This window comes from Micrococcus sp. IITD107, from assembly GCF_041927415.1.
GTDB classification, from domain to species: domain Bacteria; phylum Actinomycetota; class Actinomycetes; order Actinomycetales; family Micrococcaceae; genus Citricoccus; species Citricoccus terreus.
In genome coordinates this window covers 54,507-71,504 of the sequence record NZ_JBHFFN010000002.1, presented here as the reverse complement: position 1 = coordinate 71,504, position 16,998 = coordinate 54,507, and the positions used below count along the sequence as shown (strand labels likewise).

Annotated in this window: 17 protein-coding genes; 3 read left to right on the top strand and 14 right to left on the bottom strand. The window is 72.2% G+C overall.

All coding sequences use genetic code 11. The features are described 5' to 3' along the window. Positions 1-46: 46 nt before the first annotated feature. From ACEXHE_RS04655 to ACEXHE_RS04645, 3 genes are read right to left on the bottom strand one after another with little or no spacing between them, the layout of a single operon-like run. On the bottom strand, positions 47-754 hold the full coding sequence (locus ACEXHE_RS04655; protein ID WP_374784904.1) for an ArsR/SmtB family transcription factor: 708 nt from the start codon (positions 752-754) through the stop codon (positions 47-49). An 11-nt stretch (positions 755-765) separates the two neighbouring features. Further along, positions 766-2,538: a methyltransferase gene (locus ACEXHE_RS04650; RefSeq protein WP_374784903.1), complete on the bottom strand. Its 1,773-nt coding sequence runs from the start codon at positions 2,536-2,538 to the stop codon at positions 766-768. After that, a complete protein-coding gene (locus ACEXHE_RS04645) occupies positions 2,535-3,434 on the bottom strand; it encodes a rhodanese-related sulfurtransferase (RefSeq protein ID WP_260060612.1) in 900 nt (299 codons plus the stop codon). The genes ACEXHE_RS04650 and ACEXHE_RS04645 overlap by 4 nt, the downstream gene beginning before the upstream one ends. A 139-nt stretch (positions 3,435-3,573) precedes the next feature. On the opposite strand from ACEXHE_RS04645, the gene ACEXHE_RS04640 reads away from it, so the two are divergent. Both ACEXHE_RS04640 and ACEXHE_RS04635 read left to right on the top strand, forming a co-directional pair. Continuing rightward, positions 3,574-4,287: a GNAT family N-acetyltransferase gene (locus ACEXHE_RS04640; protein ID WP_374784902.1), complete on the top strand. Its 714-nt coding sequence runs from the start codon at positions 3,574-3,576 to the stop codon at positions 4,285-4,287. Then, positions 4,288-6,699 (top strand): Zn-binding domain-containing protein, encoded by a 2,412-nt coding sequence (locus tag ACEXHE_RS04635; RefSeq protein WP_374784901.1) that lies wholly within the window; start codon positions 4,288-4,290, stop codon positions 6,697-6,699. Positions 6,700-6,701: 2 nt separating this feature from the next. Here the strand turns inward: ACEXHE_RS04635 and ACEXHE_RS04630 are convergent, their stop codons facing one another. The 10 genes from ACEXHE_RS04630 to ACEXHE_RS04585 all read right to left on the bottom strand — a co-directional run bounded on the left by ACEXHE_RS04630 (position 6,702) and on the right by ACEXHE_RS04585 (position 14,405). Further along, a complete protein-coding gene (locus ACEXHE_RS04630) occupies positions 6,702-7,091 on the bottom strand; it encodes an Rv3654c family TadE-like protein (RefSeq protein ID WP_374784900.1) in 390 nt (129 codons plus the stop codon). Then, positions 7,088-7,456 carry a TadE family type IV pilus minor pilin gene (locus ACEXHE_RS04625; protein ID WP_374784899.1) on the bottom strand — a complete coding sequence of 123 codons (369 nt, stop codon included), beginning with the start codon at positions 7,454-7,456 and terminating at the stop codon, positions 7,088-7,090. The genes ACEXHE_RS04630 and ACEXHE_RS04625 overlap by 4 nt, the downstream gene beginning before the upstream one ends. Before the next feature lie 74 nt (positions 7,457-7,530). Beyond that, on the bottom strand, positions 7,531-7,761 hold the full coding sequence (locus ACEXHE_RS04620; RefSeq protein ID WP_336704165.1) for a DUF4244 domain-containing protein: 231 nt from the start codon (positions 7,759-7,761) through the stop codon (positions 7,531-7,533). A gap of 199 nt (positions 7,762-7,960) precedes the next feature. Beyond that, positions 7,961-8,431, bottom strand: a complete 471-nt coding sequence (locus ACEXHE_RS04615) for a type II secretion system F family protein (RefSeq protein ID WP_260060615.1) — start codon at positions 8,429-8,431, stop codon at positions 7,961-7,963. Further along, a complete protein-coding gene (locus ACEXHE_RS04610) occupies positions 8,428-9,075 on the bottom strand; it encodes a type II secretion system F family protein (protein WP_285178741.1) in 648 nt (215 codons plus the stop codon). The genes ACEXHE_RS04615 and ACEXHE_RS04610 overlap by 4 nt, the downstream gene beginning before the upstream one ends. Continuing rightward, positions 9,059-10,288: a TadA family conjugal transfer-associated ATPase gene (locus tag ACEXHE_RS04605; RefSeq protein WP_374784898.1), complete on the bottom strand. Its 1,230-nt coding sequence runs from the start codon at positions 10,286-10,288 to the stop codon at positions 9,059-9,061. The genes ACEXHE_RS04610 and ACEXHE_RS04605 overlap by 17 nt, the downstream gene beginning before the upstream one ends. A gap of 50 nt (positions 10,289-10,338) precedes the next feature. Further along, complete coding sequence (locus ACEXHE_RS04600) at positions 10,339-11,283, bottom strand: hypothetical protein (RefSeq protein ID WP_374784897.1); 945 nt, start codon at positions 11,281-11,283, stop codon at positions 10,339-10,341. A 113-nt stretch (positions 11,284-11,396) separates the two neighbouring features. After that, positions 11,397-12,233: an NUDIX hydrolase gene (locus ACEXHE_RS04595; RefSeq protein WP_374784896.1), complete on the bottom strand. Its 837-nt coding sequence runs from the start codon at positions 12,231-12,233 to the stop codon at positions 11,397-11,399. A 20-nt stretch (positions 12,234-12,253) separates the two neighbouring features. Then, positions 12,254-13,054: an endonuclease III gene (gene nth / locus ACEXHE_RS04590; protein ID WP_091695961.1), complete on the bottom strand. Its 801-nt coding sequence runs from the start codon at positions 13,052-13,054 to the stop codon at positions 12,254-12,256. 7 nt (positions 13,055-13,061) lie between these two features. Then, the gene (locus ACEXHE_RS04585; RefSeq protein WP_374784895.1) at positions 13,062-14,405 is read right to left on the bottom strand and encodes a hypothetical protein; all 1,344 of its coding nucleotides are present in this window, start codon (positions 14,403-14,405) and stop codon (positions 13,062-13,064) included. A gap of 357 nt (positions 14,406-14,762) precedes the next feature. Here ACEXHE_RS04585 and ACEXHE_RS04580 point away from each other — a divergent pair, with 357 nt between their 5' ends. After that, positions 14,763-16,763 carry an acetate--CoA ligase gene (locus tag ACEXHE_RS04580; RefSeq protein WP_374785240.1) on the top strand — a complete coding sequence of 667 codons (2,001 nt, stop codon included), beginning with the start codon at positions 14,763-14,765 and terminating at the stop codon, positions 16,761-16,763. Between the two features lie 94 nt (positions 16,764-16,857). On the opposite strand, the gene ACEXHE_RS04575 is transcribed toward ACEXHE_RS04580, so the two are convergent. Further along, complete coding sequence (locus ACEXHE_RS04575; RefSeq protein WP_091695954.1) at positions 16,858-16,998, bottom strand: methionine/alanine import family NSS transporter small subunit; 141 nt, start codon at positions 16,996-16,998, stop codon at positions 16,858-16,860.

Below are 16,998 nucleotides of genomic sequence, written 5' to 3'. Positions count from 1 at the left end.
GGACACTCAGGCTCCTTCTGTGCACCGGCCCGCCAGGGCGCGGAGGTCAGGGGTGCGTTGCGGTCCCTGACTGTACATGAGCAGGATCTGAGCCGGATGAATCCTGCAGCACCGAGACCATGTAATAGGCACGCTGGGCGTCCACATTGCGCTCCTGGGCGGGGTTGAGCTCCTCGAACTCGTCGATCAGGGCGTACATCCGGTCCGAGAAGTCATGGAACTGCTCCGCGTTCAGGAAGAGCATGCCGGTGGTGAGCACCGGTAGACGTCGGGTCTTCTGGCTCGGGCCGGTGCCGTCAGCGGACGCCGAGGACTCAGCAGCCTGGGCGGAGATCTGGGCGTCGGCGGCCTCGCGGGCATCCACCTCGCGGAAGATGCGCTGACGGAAGGTGTTCAGCTGGACATCGATGAAGGCGTGCTTGGAGGCGGCAGAGTGGTTCAGGGAGTCCACCAGCAGGGAGTTCGCCGCGGCCCGCCAGCGCCGCTCACGACCGTCCCCCTCGGAGGGAGAGCGCTCCACGAACCCGTACTTCTCCAGTGCCCGCAGGTGATAGCTCATGGCCGAGGGGGTCAGACCGCAGCGCGAGGCCAGCTCGGTGGCCGTGCGGGTGGACTGCGAGGAGTAGAGCTCCTCCAGGGCCTCCAGCCGCGCCTCGTGGGCCAGGGCCCGGATGGCCTGGGGGTCGGAGATCGTGGCGGACGTGCGATGCACACCTGTCCGATCAGGGGCCGGCGGAGCTTGCTGGTCTGTCATGACTGCTCATTCTAGGCATGACCTGCGTCACAGTGGATGAGAAAGCCGTCACGAAGCAGATCAGCCACGGCCAGCAGCAGGTGCCGCTCCCCGTCTGCATCCAGTTCCAGCAGCCCGGCGATGGCCCCGGCCAGCTGCCCAGCGGTGAACTCCCCGTCCGCGGCGGCCAGGAACCCGGCGGTGGCGGTGTCCAGGCGGGCGACCCTGCGGAAGCCACCGCCCTGGCGGGCCAGGATGACCTCAGGGTCGGCCGCTCCGAAGCGCTGGTGGCGCTCCTCGGTGACATCCGGCGGGACCTGCAGGTGCAGGGCCCGGACGGCGCCCAGGTCCACGGGGTCGGTGTCAGGGTCTGCGTGATGGTCTGCAGAGCCGCGGGCTCCCGGGGTGCTGCCCGCGGTGAGGTCCCAGCGCTCGACGGCCGCGGCCCAGGCCGGGCCCAGCGGACGCTGCAGCTCACCTTCCACGGTCTCGGTGCGGATCCGCCCGGCGCGGGGCTCGGCGGGGCGGCGCAGCCACAGGTAGCCGAACCCGACGGCGGCCACGCCCCGGGCTTCGAAGTCCTCCAGGTACCGGCGGTACCCGGCGGCGAAGTGCTCCGGGTCCAGCTGCTCGGAGGAGTCCTGCAGCCAGGTCTCGGCATACCCGGCGGCATCCAGCAGGTCGCGCTGGATGAACCAGGCGTCGGTGCCCTGGGGCACCCAGGTGCGCAGCCGCTCGTCCCAGCCGGGCACCTGGGGGCTGGCGGCGCCGGGGACGGAGGTGTCCGGGGTGTCCACGGTGCCGAGTGTGTCCGGGGTGTGGATCTCCCAGTTGCCCAGCAGCTGGGCGGTCCCGCCCGGGGTGAGGTGTTCGGGCAGCCGGGTGATCAGCTCCGCCAGCAGGCGGTCACCGGTGCGGCCCCCGTCCCGGTAGGTGTTGATGCCCTGGGCGATCTGTGCGGACCCGGTTCCCTCGGCGGGGTCCGGTTCGGTGTCACGCGGGGTGATGACGAAGGGCGGGTTGGAGACGATCAGGTCGAAGTGCTCACCGGTCACGGGCTCGAGCAGGTCGCCGTGGACCAGACGGATGCGCTCGGCGGGCAGCTGTCCGTCCTCGGTCAGCTCCAGCCCCAGGGCCGGGGCGTTGAGGACCAGGTTGAACCGGGTGAACTCCAGTGCCCGCTCGGACAGGTCCGTGGCGGTGACGTGCTGGGCGTGCGGCAGCAGATGCAGGGTCTGGATCCCGCAGCCGGTGCCCAGGTCCAGGGCCCGCTCCACCGGACGGCGATCCACGTTCCCGGCCAGGGTCAGGGAGGCCCGGCCGATCCCGAGCACGTGCCAGGAGGGCAACGCGGACCGTGCCTGCAGGGCGGTCTGGTCACTGGCGACCCAGAGGTCCCCGAGATCGTCGGTGGAGTACGGCGAGAGATCGACCACCGGGTGGAACATCCCGTCCCGGATCCAGCCCAGCTCCAGCCGCGCGGCACCATCAGCCCCGAGCCGGGGCAGGGCGGCATCGAGCAGCTCCACCGGCACCGGGTCGCCGAGCATCCAGGCGGAGACGACCGCGGCGAGGCCGCGCTGGGCGGCGAGGGAGCCGTCGTCGGGCATCACCTGGGACAGGCGCAGCCTGGCCGGTTCGGCCTGTTCCCGGTCCAGGGCCTGCGTGGCCACCGGGCCCAGCAGCGCCTCGACCGCCTCCGTGGTGTACGGCAGCTGGCGCAGGTCGGCGGCGAGGTCCCGCAGGGCCTGCAGGTCTGCGGTGCGCGGGACCAGGGACTCACGGTGGAACGGACGCCCGCTCATGCCGCGCGCTCCTGGCAGACGGTGCAGACCCGGTCCGGGGTGGCGGCGGCGCACTCGGCGCACAGAACGGTGAGGGTCTGGCAGGAGGGATCGGAGCAGTTGCGCAGCTCCGAGGTGGGTGACTGGCAGCGGCTGCACCGCCCGATGGTGACCGCGTCCGGGGTGAACTCCGTGTGCATGCGCTCGTCGAAGACGTACAGCGAGCCCTCCCAGTGGCCGGCGTCTCCGAAGGCCTCCCCGTAGCGGACGATCCCCCCGTCCAGCTGGTAGACCTCCTCGAAGCCGCGGTGCTTCATCAGGGCCGAGAGCACCTCGCAGCGGATCCCGCCGGTGCAGTAGGTGACCACCGGCTGGTCCTTGAGGTGGTCGTACTTGCCCGAGTCCAGCTCGGTGAGGAAGTCGCGCGTGGTGGTGGTGTCCGGGACCACGGCGTCCTTGAAGCGACCGATGGTGGCCTCCACGGCATTGCGGCCGTCGAAGAACACGACCGGACGGCCCTCGCGCTCGCGGTCCTCCATCAGCTCGTGCAGCTCCTGGGGCTTGAGGTGCACACCGGTGTCCTGCACGCCCTCGGCGGTCACGGTGACCTCGTCCGGGGCACCGAAGGCCACCAGCTCGGGACGGACCTTGACGGACAGGCGCGGGAAGTCCTGTTCGGAACCGTCTGACCACTTGACCTCCATCCCTTGGAACGGGGTGTAGGACCGGGTGGTCTTGACGTACTGCTTGACCGCGGCGATCGGGCCGCCCACGGTGCCGTTGATCCCCTGCGGGGAGACGATGATCCGTCCGGTCAGGCCCAGGGACGAGGCCAGCGCGTGCTGCCAGAGCCGCACCGCCTCGGGGTCCGAGAGCGGGGCGAAGCGGTAGTACAGGGCGATCTTGGACTGGCTCACCTCACCAGGGTAGGGCCGCAGGCCGGGTGGGCGTGCGACGCCGGGCGCTGCACGGCCGGAGGATGACAATCGGGTGACGATGACGCTCTCGGACGCCCCCGCCCTGCCGCTGGCCGCGCCGCCGGGTTAGTCTCTGAGCATGACTTCCGCCCTGAACGACGCATTGGTCAGCACCTGGGTCACCGGCTGGGCCCGGTGCCGCGAATACGAGGTCCGTCACGACGGACGGATCCATGCCGCCCTGCGCGTGGGCGACGAGGACGGCGACGTGGGCGACTGGGAGTACGTGCTGTTCGACCCCCAGGTCGAGGAGCTGACAGCGGTGGCGAAAGAGGTGGAGCAGCACCCGCACCGCCTGCTGACGATTGTGGGCACGCCCCACGCCCAGGCCCAGATGACCTCCCTGCAGCCGCTGACCTCCGGTGAGAAGCTCATGGTGGTGGACATGACCGCCCAGGACGTGGAGAACCCGCTGGTCCCCGAGGAGTACGAGGCCGTGGTGGACCGCCACGACGGCTGGTTCCTGCTGACCATCCAGACCTCCGAACACCACCCGGACGGCCCGGGTGTGGCCGCAGCTCGGGGCCGCGTGGCCGCGGTGGACTGCCACGCCGTGTTCGACCGGATCTGGACCTCTCCTGATTTCCGCCGCCGCGGTCTGGGCTCCCTGGTGATGCGCTACCTGGTCTCCCTGGTGCTGGAGCACGACGTCGAGGAGGGGCTGCTGGTGGCCAGTGCCGATGGCCAGGCGCTCTACGGCTACCTGGGCTGGACGGAGCTGGCCGACGTCACCGTGCTGGGCGTGGCCGAGGACCACACCGCGGACAACCCCTCCCACTCGGACGACCGCTGAGTGGAGGTCGGCAGCACCCCGGCCGGCCCGCGCACCGACCATCCCGATGACGCCGCCGCGCTCGCCGCGGCCCTGGGCCGCAGGGTGGCTCCCCCGCAGCTGCTGCACGTGCGGCATCTGCCCGAACGCCGCGCTGTGGAGGTCCCGTGGCCGGAGGGCACCCCTGCTGAGCTGATCCACGCCTTCGGTGCCCGCGGCGTGCAGCAGCCCTGGCGGCACCAGGTGGCGGCGGCCGAGCGCGCTGGGACCGGCACCCATGTGGTGTTGGCGACGGGGACGGCGTCGGGAAAGTCCCTGGGCTACCAGCTCGCCGCCGGGACCGCCCTGCGTGAGGACCCGCTGGCCACCGTCCTGTACCTCTCCCCCACCAAGGCGTTGGCCGCAGACCAGCTGGCGGCCTGGCGGACCCTGGCCCGGGACGGTGCCGACTGGCTGCGCCCGGCCCCCTATGACGGGGACACGGAGATCGCCGACCGCACCTGGGCCCGTCAGCACGCCAATGTGCTGCTGACGAACCCCGACATGCTGCACGTGGGGATCCTGCCGCACCACGAACGGTGGGCCACGTTCTTCCGGAATCTGCGCTACGTGGTGATCGATGAGGCGCACGTCTACCGAGGAGTGTTCGGCTCCCATGTGGCCGTGCTGCTGCGCCGGCTGCGGCGGGTCTGCGCGCACTACCGGCGCCGGGACGGGTCCGGGGCTGTTGAGGGTGGGCCGGTGTTCATCGGGGCCTCGGCCACGAGCGCGGATCCGGCGGGATCGTTCGGCCGGCTGATCGGGCTGGACGCGGTGGCGGTGACCGAGGACGCCTCCCCGCACGGCGCGGTGACGGTGGGCTTCTGGGAGCCGGAGCTGACCGAGAAGCGTGGCGAGCATGGTGCACCGGTGCGCCGTTCGGCCACCGCCGAGGGCGCCTCGATGATGACGGACCTGGCCGTGGGCGGGATCCGCACGATCGCATTCATCCGGTCTCGGCGCGGTGCGGAGGCGATGGCCTCGGCCGCCAAGCGCGAGCTGACTGAGGTGGACCCGTCCCTGGGGCACCGGGTGGCCGCATACCGTGCGGGCTACCTCCCGGAGGAGCGGCGCAGCGTGGAGGAGAACCTGCGCACCGGACGGCTGCTGGGCGTGGCCTCGACCCCGGCGCTGGAGCTGGGGATCGACATCGCCGGGCTGGACGCCGTGCTGGTGGCCGGATGGCCGGGCACCCGCGCGTCCTTCTTCCAGCAGCTGGGCCGAGCCGGGCGTGCCGGGCAGCAGTCCTGGGCGGTGTACGTGGCCGGGGACGACCCCCTGGACACCTTCCTGGTCCACCACCCGGAGGCGGTGTTCGAGCTCTCGGTGGAGGACTCGGTCACCGACCCCGCCAACCCCTACATCCTGGGCCCGCACCTGTGCGCGGCGGCGGCGGAGTTTCCCCTGGTGCCGGAGGGACTGGAGCTGTTCGGCGACCCGGTGATGGTGCGGGACCTGGTGGAGCGCCTCACCGACGACGGATACCTCCGACGACGGCCGGCCGGCTGGTTCTGGACGCATCCAGAGCATGCGGCCGGGATGGTCTCGCTGCGCGAGGACGGCGGCGGCCCGGTGGACATCATCGACGCTGAGACCGGTGCGCTGCTGGGCACCATGGGCTCCCCGCAGACCCATTACCAGGCACACCCGGGCGCGGTGTACGTCCATCAGGACCGGACCTATCTGGTGGAGGAGCTGGACGAGGACGCCCACGCGGTGCTGGTCACCCGGGCCTGGCCGGAGTTCTACACGCAGGCCCGGGACATCACCGAGATCGAGATCCTGGACCCGGAGGGCAGCCGCCGCCGGGATGGAGGTCCGCTGCAGTGGTGCACCGGTCCGGTGAAGGTCACCACCCAGGTGGTCTCCTTCCAGCGCAAGGCTGTGGTGTCCGGGGAGATCCTGGGCGAGGAGCCCCTGGAGCTGCCCGCCCGGGACCTGTTCACCACAGCGGTCTGGTTCCACTGCCCGTCCGAGGAGCTGGTGGCAGCCGGGCTGACCATGGATCGGCTCCCGGGGTCCCTGCATGCCGCCGAGCACGCGATGATCGGTCTGCTGCCCCTGGTGGCCTCCAACGACCGCTGGGACATCGGCGGGGTGTCCATGGCGCTGCACCCGGACACCGGCCAGCCCTCGGTGTTCGTCTACGACGGTCATCCGGGCGGTGCGGGCTTCGCCGAGCGAGGGTATGAGCAGGCCGAGGTGTGGCTGCGGGCCACCCTGGAGGCCGTGCAGTCCTGCTCCTGCGCGGACGGCTGCCCGTCCTGCGTGCAGTCCCCCAAGTGCGGCAACCGCAACAGCCCCCTGGACAAGCGGGGCGCCGAGACGCTGCTGGCCTACGTGCTGGAGCGGCTGGGCGCCAAAGCGCACCGGTCCGGCCTCGAACGGGAGTGATCTCACGGCTGACGTGGGGAGCTCGGAGGTGGTCCGGCGCGGGCGATGCCCTCAGCGGGCCAGGGAAACGCGGTGGGCAGGCTGACGGAGACCAGGACCGTGCCGCCCTCCTGCAGCTCGCACTGGGTCACAGCCGCGCGGTGCCGGAGGGCCGTCTGCTCGGCGAGCGCGCAGGGATCTGCCGGGTGCAGCCCCCGGAAGGCATCCGCAGCGGACAGTGCGGCCAGGTCGGCAGCGGCTCCTGCGCGGGCCGCTGAGACCGCTGCGGTGCCGAGTCCCAGGGCACCGACGAGCAGGACCAGCGCGGCACCGACGCTGGCCAGGACGGTGACCGTCCCGGCTCCGAGCTCACCTCGGGAGTCGGGGTCGGCTCCCTTGTGACGCTGCGTCATGGTGCCCCGCCCGGGGCGACGGTCCACTGGTCCGGCGCGTGGGCGGTGGCCTCGAGCCTCCAGTCGCCCCACCAGTCCAGCGGCCCCGGAGGTGGGTGGACCACGCGGACGCTGACCCAGCCGTCGGTGCTGTGGGCGGTCAGCTGAGCGCCGTCACCCGCCAGTCGCTGGACCGTGGAGCTCGCCGCCGCCTGGTCCTCTCCCCGCGCCACCTGGCGGGCGGCTGCGGCGGCGGCCTCCTCGAGGCGGATCTGCTGCCACAGAGCGGCCCCGGCCGTGATCGCCCCGACCAGCACCAGGGCGGCGGCGGGCAGCAGCACGGCGTACTCCGCCGTGACCGAACCCCGATCATCCTGCGTCTGCATGGTCTCTCCTCTCGGCCGAGGGCGCAGCGGGGCGGGCTCCAGCACGCCCCGCTGCGTGGTCTCCCCCGGCGTGATCACCCCAGGGTCAGGGCGCCCTTGATCAGGTCGGTCAGCATGCCCTGGACGTCTCCCCCGGAGAGGATGACGGCCAGCAGTCCGGCGAATCCGACGGCCGCCAAGGTGACGATTCCGTATTCAGCGGTCTGCGCTCCGGTGTCATCCCGCCAGTCGATCCCGGTGCCGGTCTCGTTGGCCGGTGTGGTGACGGCGACCTCCGGGGTGAGGGGGGTGGTGGTGTGGTCCATGACGGTGTCCTCTCGTGGATGGTGGTTCTCGGTTCGGTGTGCCGCTGGCGATCCAGCGGGGCCACCGGTGGGTGGCCTGCTTCCAGACTCGGTCCCGTGGATGCTCTCTGTCCGGCCGCGTCTGCCGTCTCTGGATGGCCGGTGCAGTTCGGTCCGCTGTGGAGGAGTGTGCCTCCTCGCGATTCGGTCGGCACAGCGCTCACGGAAGCAGGGCCAGCACCAGCGGGATCACACCCAGACAGATGAACGCCGGCAACAGGCACAGTCCCAGGGGCATGACTAGGCGGATGGCCAGCCGTGCGGCGGCCTGCTCGGCACGGCGCCGCCGGGATCGGCGCAGTGCCGCGGCGGTGGAGTGCAGCAGTCGGGCCGTCGGCGCCCCGGTGGCGTGGGCGAAGCGCAGCTCTCTGCCCAGCTCCGTCAGGTCTGCGTCGTCCTCGACCACCTGCCAGGCGGTGTCCCAGGCGGCGCCGAGCAGCAGGTGCCAGGCGACCCCGCTCAACCGCTCCGCGCCCGGCAGATGCTCGCCCAGCAGGGCCAGCGCCGCGATCAGCCCCTGTCCGGCACCGACCAGGGCGGCCATAAGGTCCAGGGCGAGCGGAACGTCCAGCACCGGGTCTGACCGACGCCATTCGCCCCGGTGACGCTCGATCCTCCCCGTCACGCTCATGCCGTCTCCTCCGCCGTGCGGATCAGTGCACGGGTCCACATCTGTCCAGCCAGGGTCAGGGCGGCGCCGGTGCTGAGCACGATCCACCCCAGCGGTCCGGAGAGCAGTTCCGTCGCCGAAGCGCCGGCCACCAGGGACAGGCCCACCCCGGCCAACGGCATGCCCATCAGCAGCCGAGCCGTGGAACGGGGCCCGGCGGTGGCCGCCTCACGGGCCTGGTGCGCATCCTGGCCGTCCTCGAGGGCGTCGGCCATGCGAGACAGCAGCACCGCCAGCGCCACACCGGCCCGGGCCGCCAGCTCCAGGCAGGCCTGCAGCTGCTCCCACGCCTCCGCACGCCCCGGACCCGTCACACCCCTGAACGGCGGTGCCCCCAGCCGCTGGGAGACCTCAGCGTGCCGCAGCACGTGGTGCAGGCAGCATCGCGGCGGCTCGGCCCGATCCCACAGCTCCCCCGGCATCACCGCGCAGGACGGATGCAGCCCGGCCAACTCGGCCCAGAGCTCTCCGATCCCTCTTCCGGCCTGCAGCAGTGCCGAGGCCTGACGCAGCAGCGCGATGAACTCCTCGGCCTCGCGCTCACGCCGTCCCCGAGCACCGATGAGGCGACCGACCGCACCCCGCATCTCAGTCCCGTGCCACATGACGACCCCCGCCGGATCCGGCCCCCCACAGCGCTCGTCCGGGCCCCCAGGAGAGCTGCCGTCCGTCGTCGTGCATCACCGGGGTCAGTTCCAGCCGGTCCCGGGCACCGTCCGGAGTGGTACCCACCAGCGCCAGAGCCACCGGGCGCCGACCGGTGGCCGTCCGCTCGACGTGCACCACCGCGTCCACCGCAGAGACCGCCTGCAGGGCCAGCGCCTGGGGCGAGAGTCCGGCGAGCGCTCCCATCGCGGCAAGTCGGGCGGGGACGTCCTGCGCGGAGTTGGCGTGCAGGGCCCCCCAGGCGCCGCGGTGACCGGTGTTCATGGCGGCCAGGAAGTCGGCCACCTCAGCGCCGCGGCACTCCCCCACCACGAGTCGGTCCGGCCGCATGCGCAGGGCCTGCCGGACGAGGTCGGACAGGGTGATCTCCCCTGCCCCCTCGGCATTGGCGGGGCGGGCCTGCAGCGCCACCACATGAGGGTGGTCCGGCCGCAGCTCGCGCGTGTCCTCCACCGTGAGGATCCGTTCGGCGGGCCCTGCCTCGGCGAGCACCGCGGTCAGCAGGGTGGTCTTGCCCGAACCGGTGGCCCCGCTGATGAGCACATTGGCACGGGTGTCCACCAGGTGACGCAGCACCTCCAGCCACGCCTGCGCGTGCGGCCACTCTGCGGAGAGCTCCTCCAGCCGGACCGTGCGTGCCGCCGGCAGGCGGATGCTCAGCTGCGTCCCGCCCTCGGCCACGGGCGGCAGGACCGCGTGCACCCGGGCTCCCCCGATCTGCGCGTCGGCGAAGGGCTGGGCGGCATCCAGCCTCCGCCCGCCCTGGGTGAGCAGCCGTACCGCGAGCTGCCGCACCTGATCCCCGGTCAGCACCAGCGGCTCCCGGGTCAGTCCGTCCGTCCCGTCCGACCACACCGCGCCGGTGCCGTCCACGAGCAGGTCGGTGATCCCGGGCCGTCGGGCGATCGGTGCCAGCGGTCCCAGGCCCGTCAGCTCGTCGGCGAGCGCGCGCATCTGACCGGCGGTCTGGTCCGCATCCGCCACCGCTCCGTGCCGCCGCACGGACTCCGCCAGCAGTTCGGCGGGGACCTCTCCCGAGCCGCCGTCCGCCGCTGCAGACCCCACGCCCGGCAGCTGATGGGCCAGCCAGCGCTTGGCCTGGTCCCACGGGCGGGGGCCGGGCTGGAAGGTCCCATCCCGACGCCGGCTCACTCGCCGTCCCCCTGCAGGGTCCGGTGGGGCGGTGGGCGCCCAGCCGCGGGTCATGACCGTGCCCCGCGCAGGGAGCGCCGTGACGGGAGGGCGGGTTGACCGTGGGCCGCCGGCTCAGTGTGCATCACACGGCGCTGCTCCACGGCGAGCTCCACCCGGGCGCCCAGGTCCAGCGCGCTGCGGCGTCCCAGGTGACGCGCCCAGTCTGCTGGCCCCTGACCCTGACCGATCCGTCCCTGGACGCGCACACCGATCCAGTCCGGCCCGGGCGGGTCCGGTGCGCGTGCCCCCGTACCGATCATCACCCCGAGCGTGGCCGCTGGATGCAGCCGCTCGGCCAGATCCCGGTCCGCTCCCACATCCACCACCACGGCGCCCGGAGCAGGCATGCTCAGCAGTCGCCCCAGCCGATCCGGTGTGAGGTCCCCGCCCAGGAGCGCCGCGTCCATGCCGTCCACTCGTGCGGAGGGCAGGTCCACGCTGACGCCGTGCCGTGGTGCGGACAGCAGCCGGGCCACGCTCCACGCCAGCCCTGGGCGCCTGTCAGCATCGGGTCCAGGATCAGCCTCGCCCTCACTCGCGGCATGGCACAGCACCAGCCCGGTTCCCGCTCCCCCGGGCCCCGCGCACTCCAGCAGCAGCTGCACGAGCCGCTCCCGGTCCCCGGGCAGCTCCACCCGTGCGCACGGGACCGCCGGTCTGCCCGGTCCCGCGGGCGCCCACAGCTCCCAGCCGGACTCTGCAGCCTCGTCACGCTCAGCCTGCCCCGGTCGCTCAGCCTGCCCCTCTTGCGGGGCACGCAGGGTGAGCTGGGCCGGGGACGGCGGGCGGCCGTCGTCGGGAATCTCCTCGACCACCAGGCGCAGTCCGGCTGCGGCCGCACAGGCGGCGGCCCAGAAGCGCGCATCCGGGCCTGGCCCGCCGTGCAGGTGCAGCTCCGTGGGCGGCAGGGGGACAGGCCGGGATCGCGGGGTGAGGAGTCGTGGAGCAGGCATGGCTCCAGCCTGCGCCCGACGACGGCCCCGCCCCAGGGCGTTCGGCCCACCTGGGCACGACTCAGGTCACCAGGTCGGCTGTGCAGGAGTCGGCCCGGCGCCGGACGGAGAGGTCAGTCCAACCGCGGCGGCGGGGTGGTCCCATCCCACCCAGAGACGTCCAGGATCCGGTTCCGGTCCCAGGGCTGGGCCCAACCGAGCAGCTCGAGCATGCGGTCCAGCAGGATCGCGGTGAACCCCCAGACCAGGGTGTCGGAGACCTGGAAGCCCGGGCTTGTGAACCGCCGGGCACCCACGGAGGGCTCCGGGGCGCGCGCGGTGGTGATGCGGTTGGCCGGATCCACCAGGTCGGCCACCGGCACGCGGAACACGCGGGAGGCCTCGCCCTCGTCCACCACGAACACGTCCGAGGGCCGGTCCCACCAGCCGATCACAGGGGTGACCAGGAAGTTGGTGACGGTCAGCGGGGCCGGCGGCAGCTGCCCGATCACCTTCACCCCGGACACGTCCAGCCCGGTCTCCTCCTCCGCTTCACGCAGCGCGCACGCGGTCATGGAGGAGTCCTCGGGATCACGCATGCCGCCGGGGAACGCCACCTGGCCGGGGTGTTTGCGCAGGGTGACCGCACGCTGGGTCAGCAGGATGTCCAGGTCGGCGGGAACCGCCGAGGTGTGGTGGTGGGCCGGACGGTCGTCCAGGGCGCCGAACAGGACCAGCACGGCGGACTCACGCGCGTCCTCCATGCGGGGCATCCCGGGGAGCTGGAAGGACCATCCCGGCCCGCCGTCGTCGGGAAGCCTGTCCTCATGACCGGCGGGGGCGCGGGAGGCGACCTCCGGGCTCAGCGTCCCGTACCGCCCCACCAGGGCGCGCAGGTCAGCCAGGGCCCCGGCGGTGTCCGGTGGGGCCGGGTGCTGCGCAGGCTCGTTCCCGCGGCGTGGCGGGTGCATGCGGGCTCCGTCCTCCACGCTCAGGCCCCCAGCCCGTAGCCCTCGGCACGCAGCTGGGCGCGCGTGGCCCCGGCCAGCATCCGCTCCAGCAGCTCCTCGCGGCCCGGTGCCAGCTCATACTTCAACAGTGTCTTCGCCGACTCCGGGTCCGTCTCGCCCTCCCCGTAGGACGGGCACAGCCGGGCCACCGGGCAGGCACCGCAGGCCGGGCGTTTCGCGTGGCAGACCCGCCGACCGTGGAACACCAGCCGGTTGGACAGGTCCGTCCAGTCGCGCTTCTCGAACAGCGCGGCCACCTCGTGCTCCACCTTGACCGGATCGGTCTGGTCCGTGAAGCCCAGTCGCCGAGCGAGCCGTCCGAAGTGCGTGTCCACGGTGATGCCGGGCTGGCCGAACGCGTTGCCCAGCACCACGAACGCGGTCTTGCGCCCCACGCCGGGCAGGGTCACCAGGTCCTCGAGCTTCCCCGGGACCTCACCGCCGAACCGGTCCACCAGCGCACGGGAGAGCCCCTGGATGGCGGCGGCCTTGTTGCGGTAGAACCCGGTGGGCCGCACCAGCTCCTGCAGCTCCCGCTCATCCGCGTGCGCCATCGCCTCGGCGTCCGGGAACCGGGCGAACAGCGCCGGGGTGGTCATGTTCACCCGCACGTCCGTGGTCTGAGCGGAGAGCACGGTGGCCACCAGCAGCTCGAACGGAGTGGTGAAGTCCAGTTCGGCCACCGCATAGGGGTAGGCCTGCCCCAGGTCCCGGTGGATCCTGCGGGCGCGGCGCTTCAGGGCCAGCCGGGTCTCCCCGGTGGGGGTCTGCTCGCCGGTCACGTCCTGCTCACGCCCGCTCGATGTCCCGCAGGTCCCGCAGCACGCCGGTGCGGCCGTCGGTGTTCTGCACCAGGAACTCGTCCCCGCGGTCCTCCAGCGCCAGGATCCAGCCGCCCGGCTCCAGCGGGAAGAGGGGACTGCCGTCCGGTCCGACCGCCTGCCGAGGGGAGCCCACGGCGAACCAGAACGCCTCGTACTGGGCCGGCTCGGCACCGCGTGGCGTGGTGGCCTGCTCGGCGGACTCTGCGGAGGTCGCCTCGCCCCGCTGGGGCTGCCCTCCCAGGCCGGCGGTCCCGACGGCGCCGCTGCCGCCGGCTGGGGTGCCTCCGTTCGCCTCCGCCGCGGTGGCGGTGAGCGATGCGGCCGGTGCGCCGCTGTGGGCGGCGCGGTCACTGAGCCGGGTCATGCCCAGCTCGGCGTCTGGGTCGGCACCGGAGTCGCCGACCAGGTCCGGCCCGGTGCCGGGCCTCGACTCGAGGTCCTCGTCCTGGATCTGGGTGCGCAGCTCCGAGCGCAGCACGGTCTGCTCGGCGGAGACCTCCTGCTCGTGGGGAGCGATCTCCCGCACGCTCGGCTGTCCTGCCGCCTGGCTGGAGAGACCGGCGGGGGCATCAGCGCCCGGTGCGGTCTGCCCCGGTGCCGGCTGCGCGGCTGACAGTGAAGCGTCCTCGTTCGCACTCCAGCTGCCCTGCTGACGTCCGGTGGCGGTGTACCACCCGGTCTCGCCGGCCGGCTGCCATCCGGCCTGGGCGGACTGCCAGGAGGCCTGGATGTCCTCGGGAGTCTCCGGTCCGGCGGGCAGCTGGCCGCCAGCCTCGGCAGAACCGTCCTCCAGCCGGTCACCGGTTCCGGCACGCCTCCCTGGCCGGGCGGCCGCAGCGCGTCCGCCGAACAGGAACCGCAGCGGCGAGCACACCAGCATGCCGATCGCTCCCACCAGGCCCACCAGGGCCACCGGGTTCAGCGTGGTGACGGAGAGCAGGAAGAAGTGGGCGAACGCCAGCCAGGAGACCACATGGCTGAACTGGTCGGTGGTCAGGGAGCCCACGCGCGGTTCGTCCCCGTCCTGCCCTGTTCCGGCGGCCCGGGCGATCTCGAGCCCGGCCGCCGCCAGCGGGGCCACCACGCCCACGCCGAGCAGGAACAGGCCGGAGAGCGTCCAGAGGTTCTGTCCGCCGGGCCACAGCGGCACCACGGAGCCGATCAGCACCACGGCCACCGAGACCAGGAAGCCGATCGTCCATCCGGACAGCTGCAGGGCGGAAGTCCGTCCGGGACCCGGCGCCTGCCGGTGCGGCACGGCCGTCTGATCAGCGGACGGTTCCGGCCCCGGTGACACTGTGGAAGACATCTCTACCCCTCACGCATGACGCAGTGTTGCGTTGTCTGTGCATCTCTACACCGTGCCACGGACAGGCTCATGCACGGTCACTCGGCCGCCCCGGTGCGTGGGGTGACCGCTCAGTCTCCGCCCATTGAACCAGTCGCACCCACCGGTGTCATGCGCACGACGCTAGGCTGTGCCCCAGACGCGTGACCGCCGTCACCTCATCGCTGTCCAGGGGGGCGGACGGAACCGTCTCCGTCCCGCAGCATCACCCGTGAAGGAGCACGCATGAGCGACCAGGAAGCACCCCAGACCGGCCAGGCCGGGCCCAGCGGACAGACCGCGTCGAGCCCATCGCCGTCGGGCACCACCGACACCCTGATGCACGAAGGCCGCACCTTCCCGCCCTCGGAGCAGTTCGCGCAGGACGCCGTGGCCGGGGCGGACCTCTATCAGGAGGCCGAGCAGGACCGGCTGGCCTACTGGGCTCGCCGCGCCCGCGAGGTGCTGCACTGGGACACGGACTTCTCCGAGACACTGGACTGGTCGGATGCACCGTTCGCGAAGTGGTTCGTGGGCGGCACCACCAACGCCGCCTACAACGCCCTAGACCGCCATGTGGAGGCCGGTCTGGGCGACCGCGTGGCGATCCACTTCGAGGGCGAGCCCGGTGACACCCGGGACTGGACCTACGCCGAGCTGGCCGCCGAGGTCCGCCGCGCCGCCAACGCCTTCGAGTCCCTGGGAGTCACCCAGGGCGACCGCGTGGCCATCTACATGCCGATGATCGTGGAGTCGGTGGTCGCCATGCTCGCCTGCGCCCGGATCGGTGCCGTGCATTCGGTGGTCTTCGGCGGCTTCTCGGCCGAGGCTCTGCGCTCGCGCATCGACGACGCCCAGGCCAAGTTGGTCGTCACCGCGGACGGCTCCTGGCGCCGCGGCAAGCCCTCACCGCTCAAGCCCGCCGTGGACACCGCGCTGTCCGGCCAGGCCGGCGAAGGCCAGGCCCAGTCGGTCCAGCATGTGCTGGTGGTCCGGCGCAACGAGCAGCCCGTGGAGATGACCGAGGGCCGGGACCTGTGGTGGCACGAGGTGCTGGCCGAGCAGTCCGAGGACCATGAGCTGGTCTGGCATGACTCCGAGCACCCGCTGTTCATCCTCTACACCTCCGGCACCACCGGCACGCCCAAGGGCATCCTGCACACCACCGGCGGATACCTGGTCCAGGGCGCGGTCACCCACCGAGACACCTTCGACCTGCACCCGGAGACGGACGTGTACTGGTGCACCGCGGACGTCGGCTGGGTCACCGGCCACTCCTATGTGACCTACGCGCCGCTGGTGAACGGCGCCACACAGGTGATCTACGAGGGCACCCCGGACCACCCGCATTCGGGCCGCTGGTGGGAGATTGTGCAGAAGTACGGTGTGACCATCCTCTACACCGCGCCCACCGCCATCCGGACCTGCATGAAGTGGGGCCGGTCCATCCCGGACTCCTTCGACCTCTCCTCCCTGCGGGTGCTGGGCACCGTCGGTGAGGCCATCAACCCGGAGGCCTGGATGTGGTACCGGGAGGTGATCGGCGGCAACAACGGTGCCGGCACCCGGCACGACGACGGCTCCGTCACCCCGGGTGCCCGGAAGGAGTCCCCTGCCCCGATCGTGGACACCTGGTGGCAGACCGAGACGGGAGCGCACATGCTCACCCCGCTGCCCGGTGTCACGGCCACCAAGCCCGGTTCGGCCCAGGTCCCGGTTCCGGGCATCACGGTGGACGTGGTGGATGACATGGGCGAGACCTTGGAGGCCGGCTCCGGCGGGTTCCTGGTGGTGCGTGATCCCTGGCCGGCCATGCTGCGCGGCATCTGGGGCAACCCGGAGCGGTTCAAGGACACCTACTGGTCCCGGTTCCAGGACATGTACTTCGCCGGGGACGGTGCCCGCCGGGACGAGGACGGTGACATCTGGCTGATGGGCCGGGTGGACGATGTCATGAACGTCTCCGGGCACCGCCTCTCCACCACGGAGATCGAATCGGCGCTGGTCTCCCATCCGATCGTGGCCGAGGCCGCCGTGGTCGGTGCCGCCGACGCCACCACCGGTGAGGCCGTCGTCGCCTTCGTCATCCTCACGGAGGAGCACGCTGAGACCGAGGCCGAGCAGGCCGAGGCAGATCTGCGCGCTCACGTGGCCAAGGAGATCGGCCCGATCGCCAAGCCCAAGCACGTCCTGGTGGTGCCGGAGCTGCCCAAGACCCGCTCGGGCAAGATCATGCGCCGCCTGCTCAAGGACGTGGCCGAGGGCCGGGACCCCGGAGACGCCACCACGCTCTCGGATCCGACGATCATGCAGCAGATCGCCGAGTCCCTACGGAAGTAGCCCTCACCCGGCCGACCGACAGACCGACCGACAAAAGGGTCCGGCCCCCACTCCAGACGGAGCGGGGGCCGGACCCTGTCTGGTGTGGGTGGCTCTACGTGGTGGGGCCGGTGGAGATCGTGGTGTCTCCGGACTCCTCATCCGGATGGCGCTTCAGGTGCACCAGAGACAGTGCGAGACCGCCCCAGACGGTGAGGATGGCGATGATCATCATGACGATGGCAATGGGGTCCAT

What these genes read in the sequence shown, in the direction of transcription:
- ACEXHE_RS04655 (WP_374784904.1), bottom strand. Translation starts at nt 754, where the DNA reads ATGACAGACCAGCAAGCTCCGCCGGCCCCTGATCGGACAGGTGTGCAT.
- ACEXHE_RS04650 (WP_374784903.1), bottom strand. Translation starts at nt 2,538, where the DNA reads ATGAGCGGGCGTCCGTTCCACCGTGAGTCCCTGGTCCCGCGCACCGCA.
- ACEXHE_RS04640 (WP_374784902.1), top strand. Translation starts at nt 3,574, where the DNA reads ATGACTTCCGCCCTGAACGACGCATTGGTCAGCACCTGGGTCACCGGC.
- ACEXHE_RS04630 (WP_374784900.1), bottom strand. Translation starts at nt 7,091, where the DNA reads ATGACGCAGCGTCACAAGGGAGCCGACCCCGACTCCCGAGGTGAGCTC.
- ACEXHE_RS04625 (WP_374784899.1), bottom strand. Translation starts at nt 7,456, where the DNA reads ATGCAGACGCAGGATGATCGGGGTTCGGTCACGGCGGAGTACGCCGTG.
- ACEXHE_RS04620 (WP_336704165.1), bottom strand. Translation starts at nt 7,761, where the DNA reads ATGGACCACACCACCACCCCCCTCACCCCGGAGGTCGCCGTCACCACA.
- ACEXHE_RS04615 (WP_260060615.1), bottom strand. Translation starts at nt 8,431, where the DNA reads ATGAGCGTGACGGGGAGGATCGAGCGTCACCGGGGCGAATGGCGTCGG.
- ACEXHE_RS04610 (WP_285178741.1), bottom strand. Translation starts at nt 9,075, where the DNA reads ATGTGGCACGGGACTGAGATGCGGGGTGCGGTCGGTCGCCTCATCGGT.
- ACEXHE_RS04600 (WP_374784897.1), bottom strand. Translation starts at nt 11,283, where the DNA reads ATGCCTGCTCCACGACTCCTCACCCCGCGATCCCGGCCTGTCCCCCTG.
- ACEXHE_RS04595 (WP_374784896.1), bottom strand. Translation starts at nt 12,233, where the DNA reads ATGCACCCGCCACGCCGCGGGAACGAGCCTGCGCAGCACCCGGCCCCA.
- ACEXHE_RS04585 (WP_374784895.1), bottom strand. Translation starts at nt 14,405, where the DNA reads ATGTCTTCCACAGTGTCACCGGGGCCGGAACCGTCCGCTGATCAGACG.
- ACEXHE_RS04580 (WP_374785240.1), top strand. Translation starts at nt 14,763, where the DNA reads ATGCACGAAGGCCGCACCTTCCCGCCCTCGGAGCAGTTCGCGCAGGAC.
- ACEXHE_RS04575 (WP_091695954.1), bottom strand. Translation starts at nt 16,998, where the DNA reads ATGGACCCCATTGCCATCGTCATGATGATCATCGCCATCCTCACCGTC.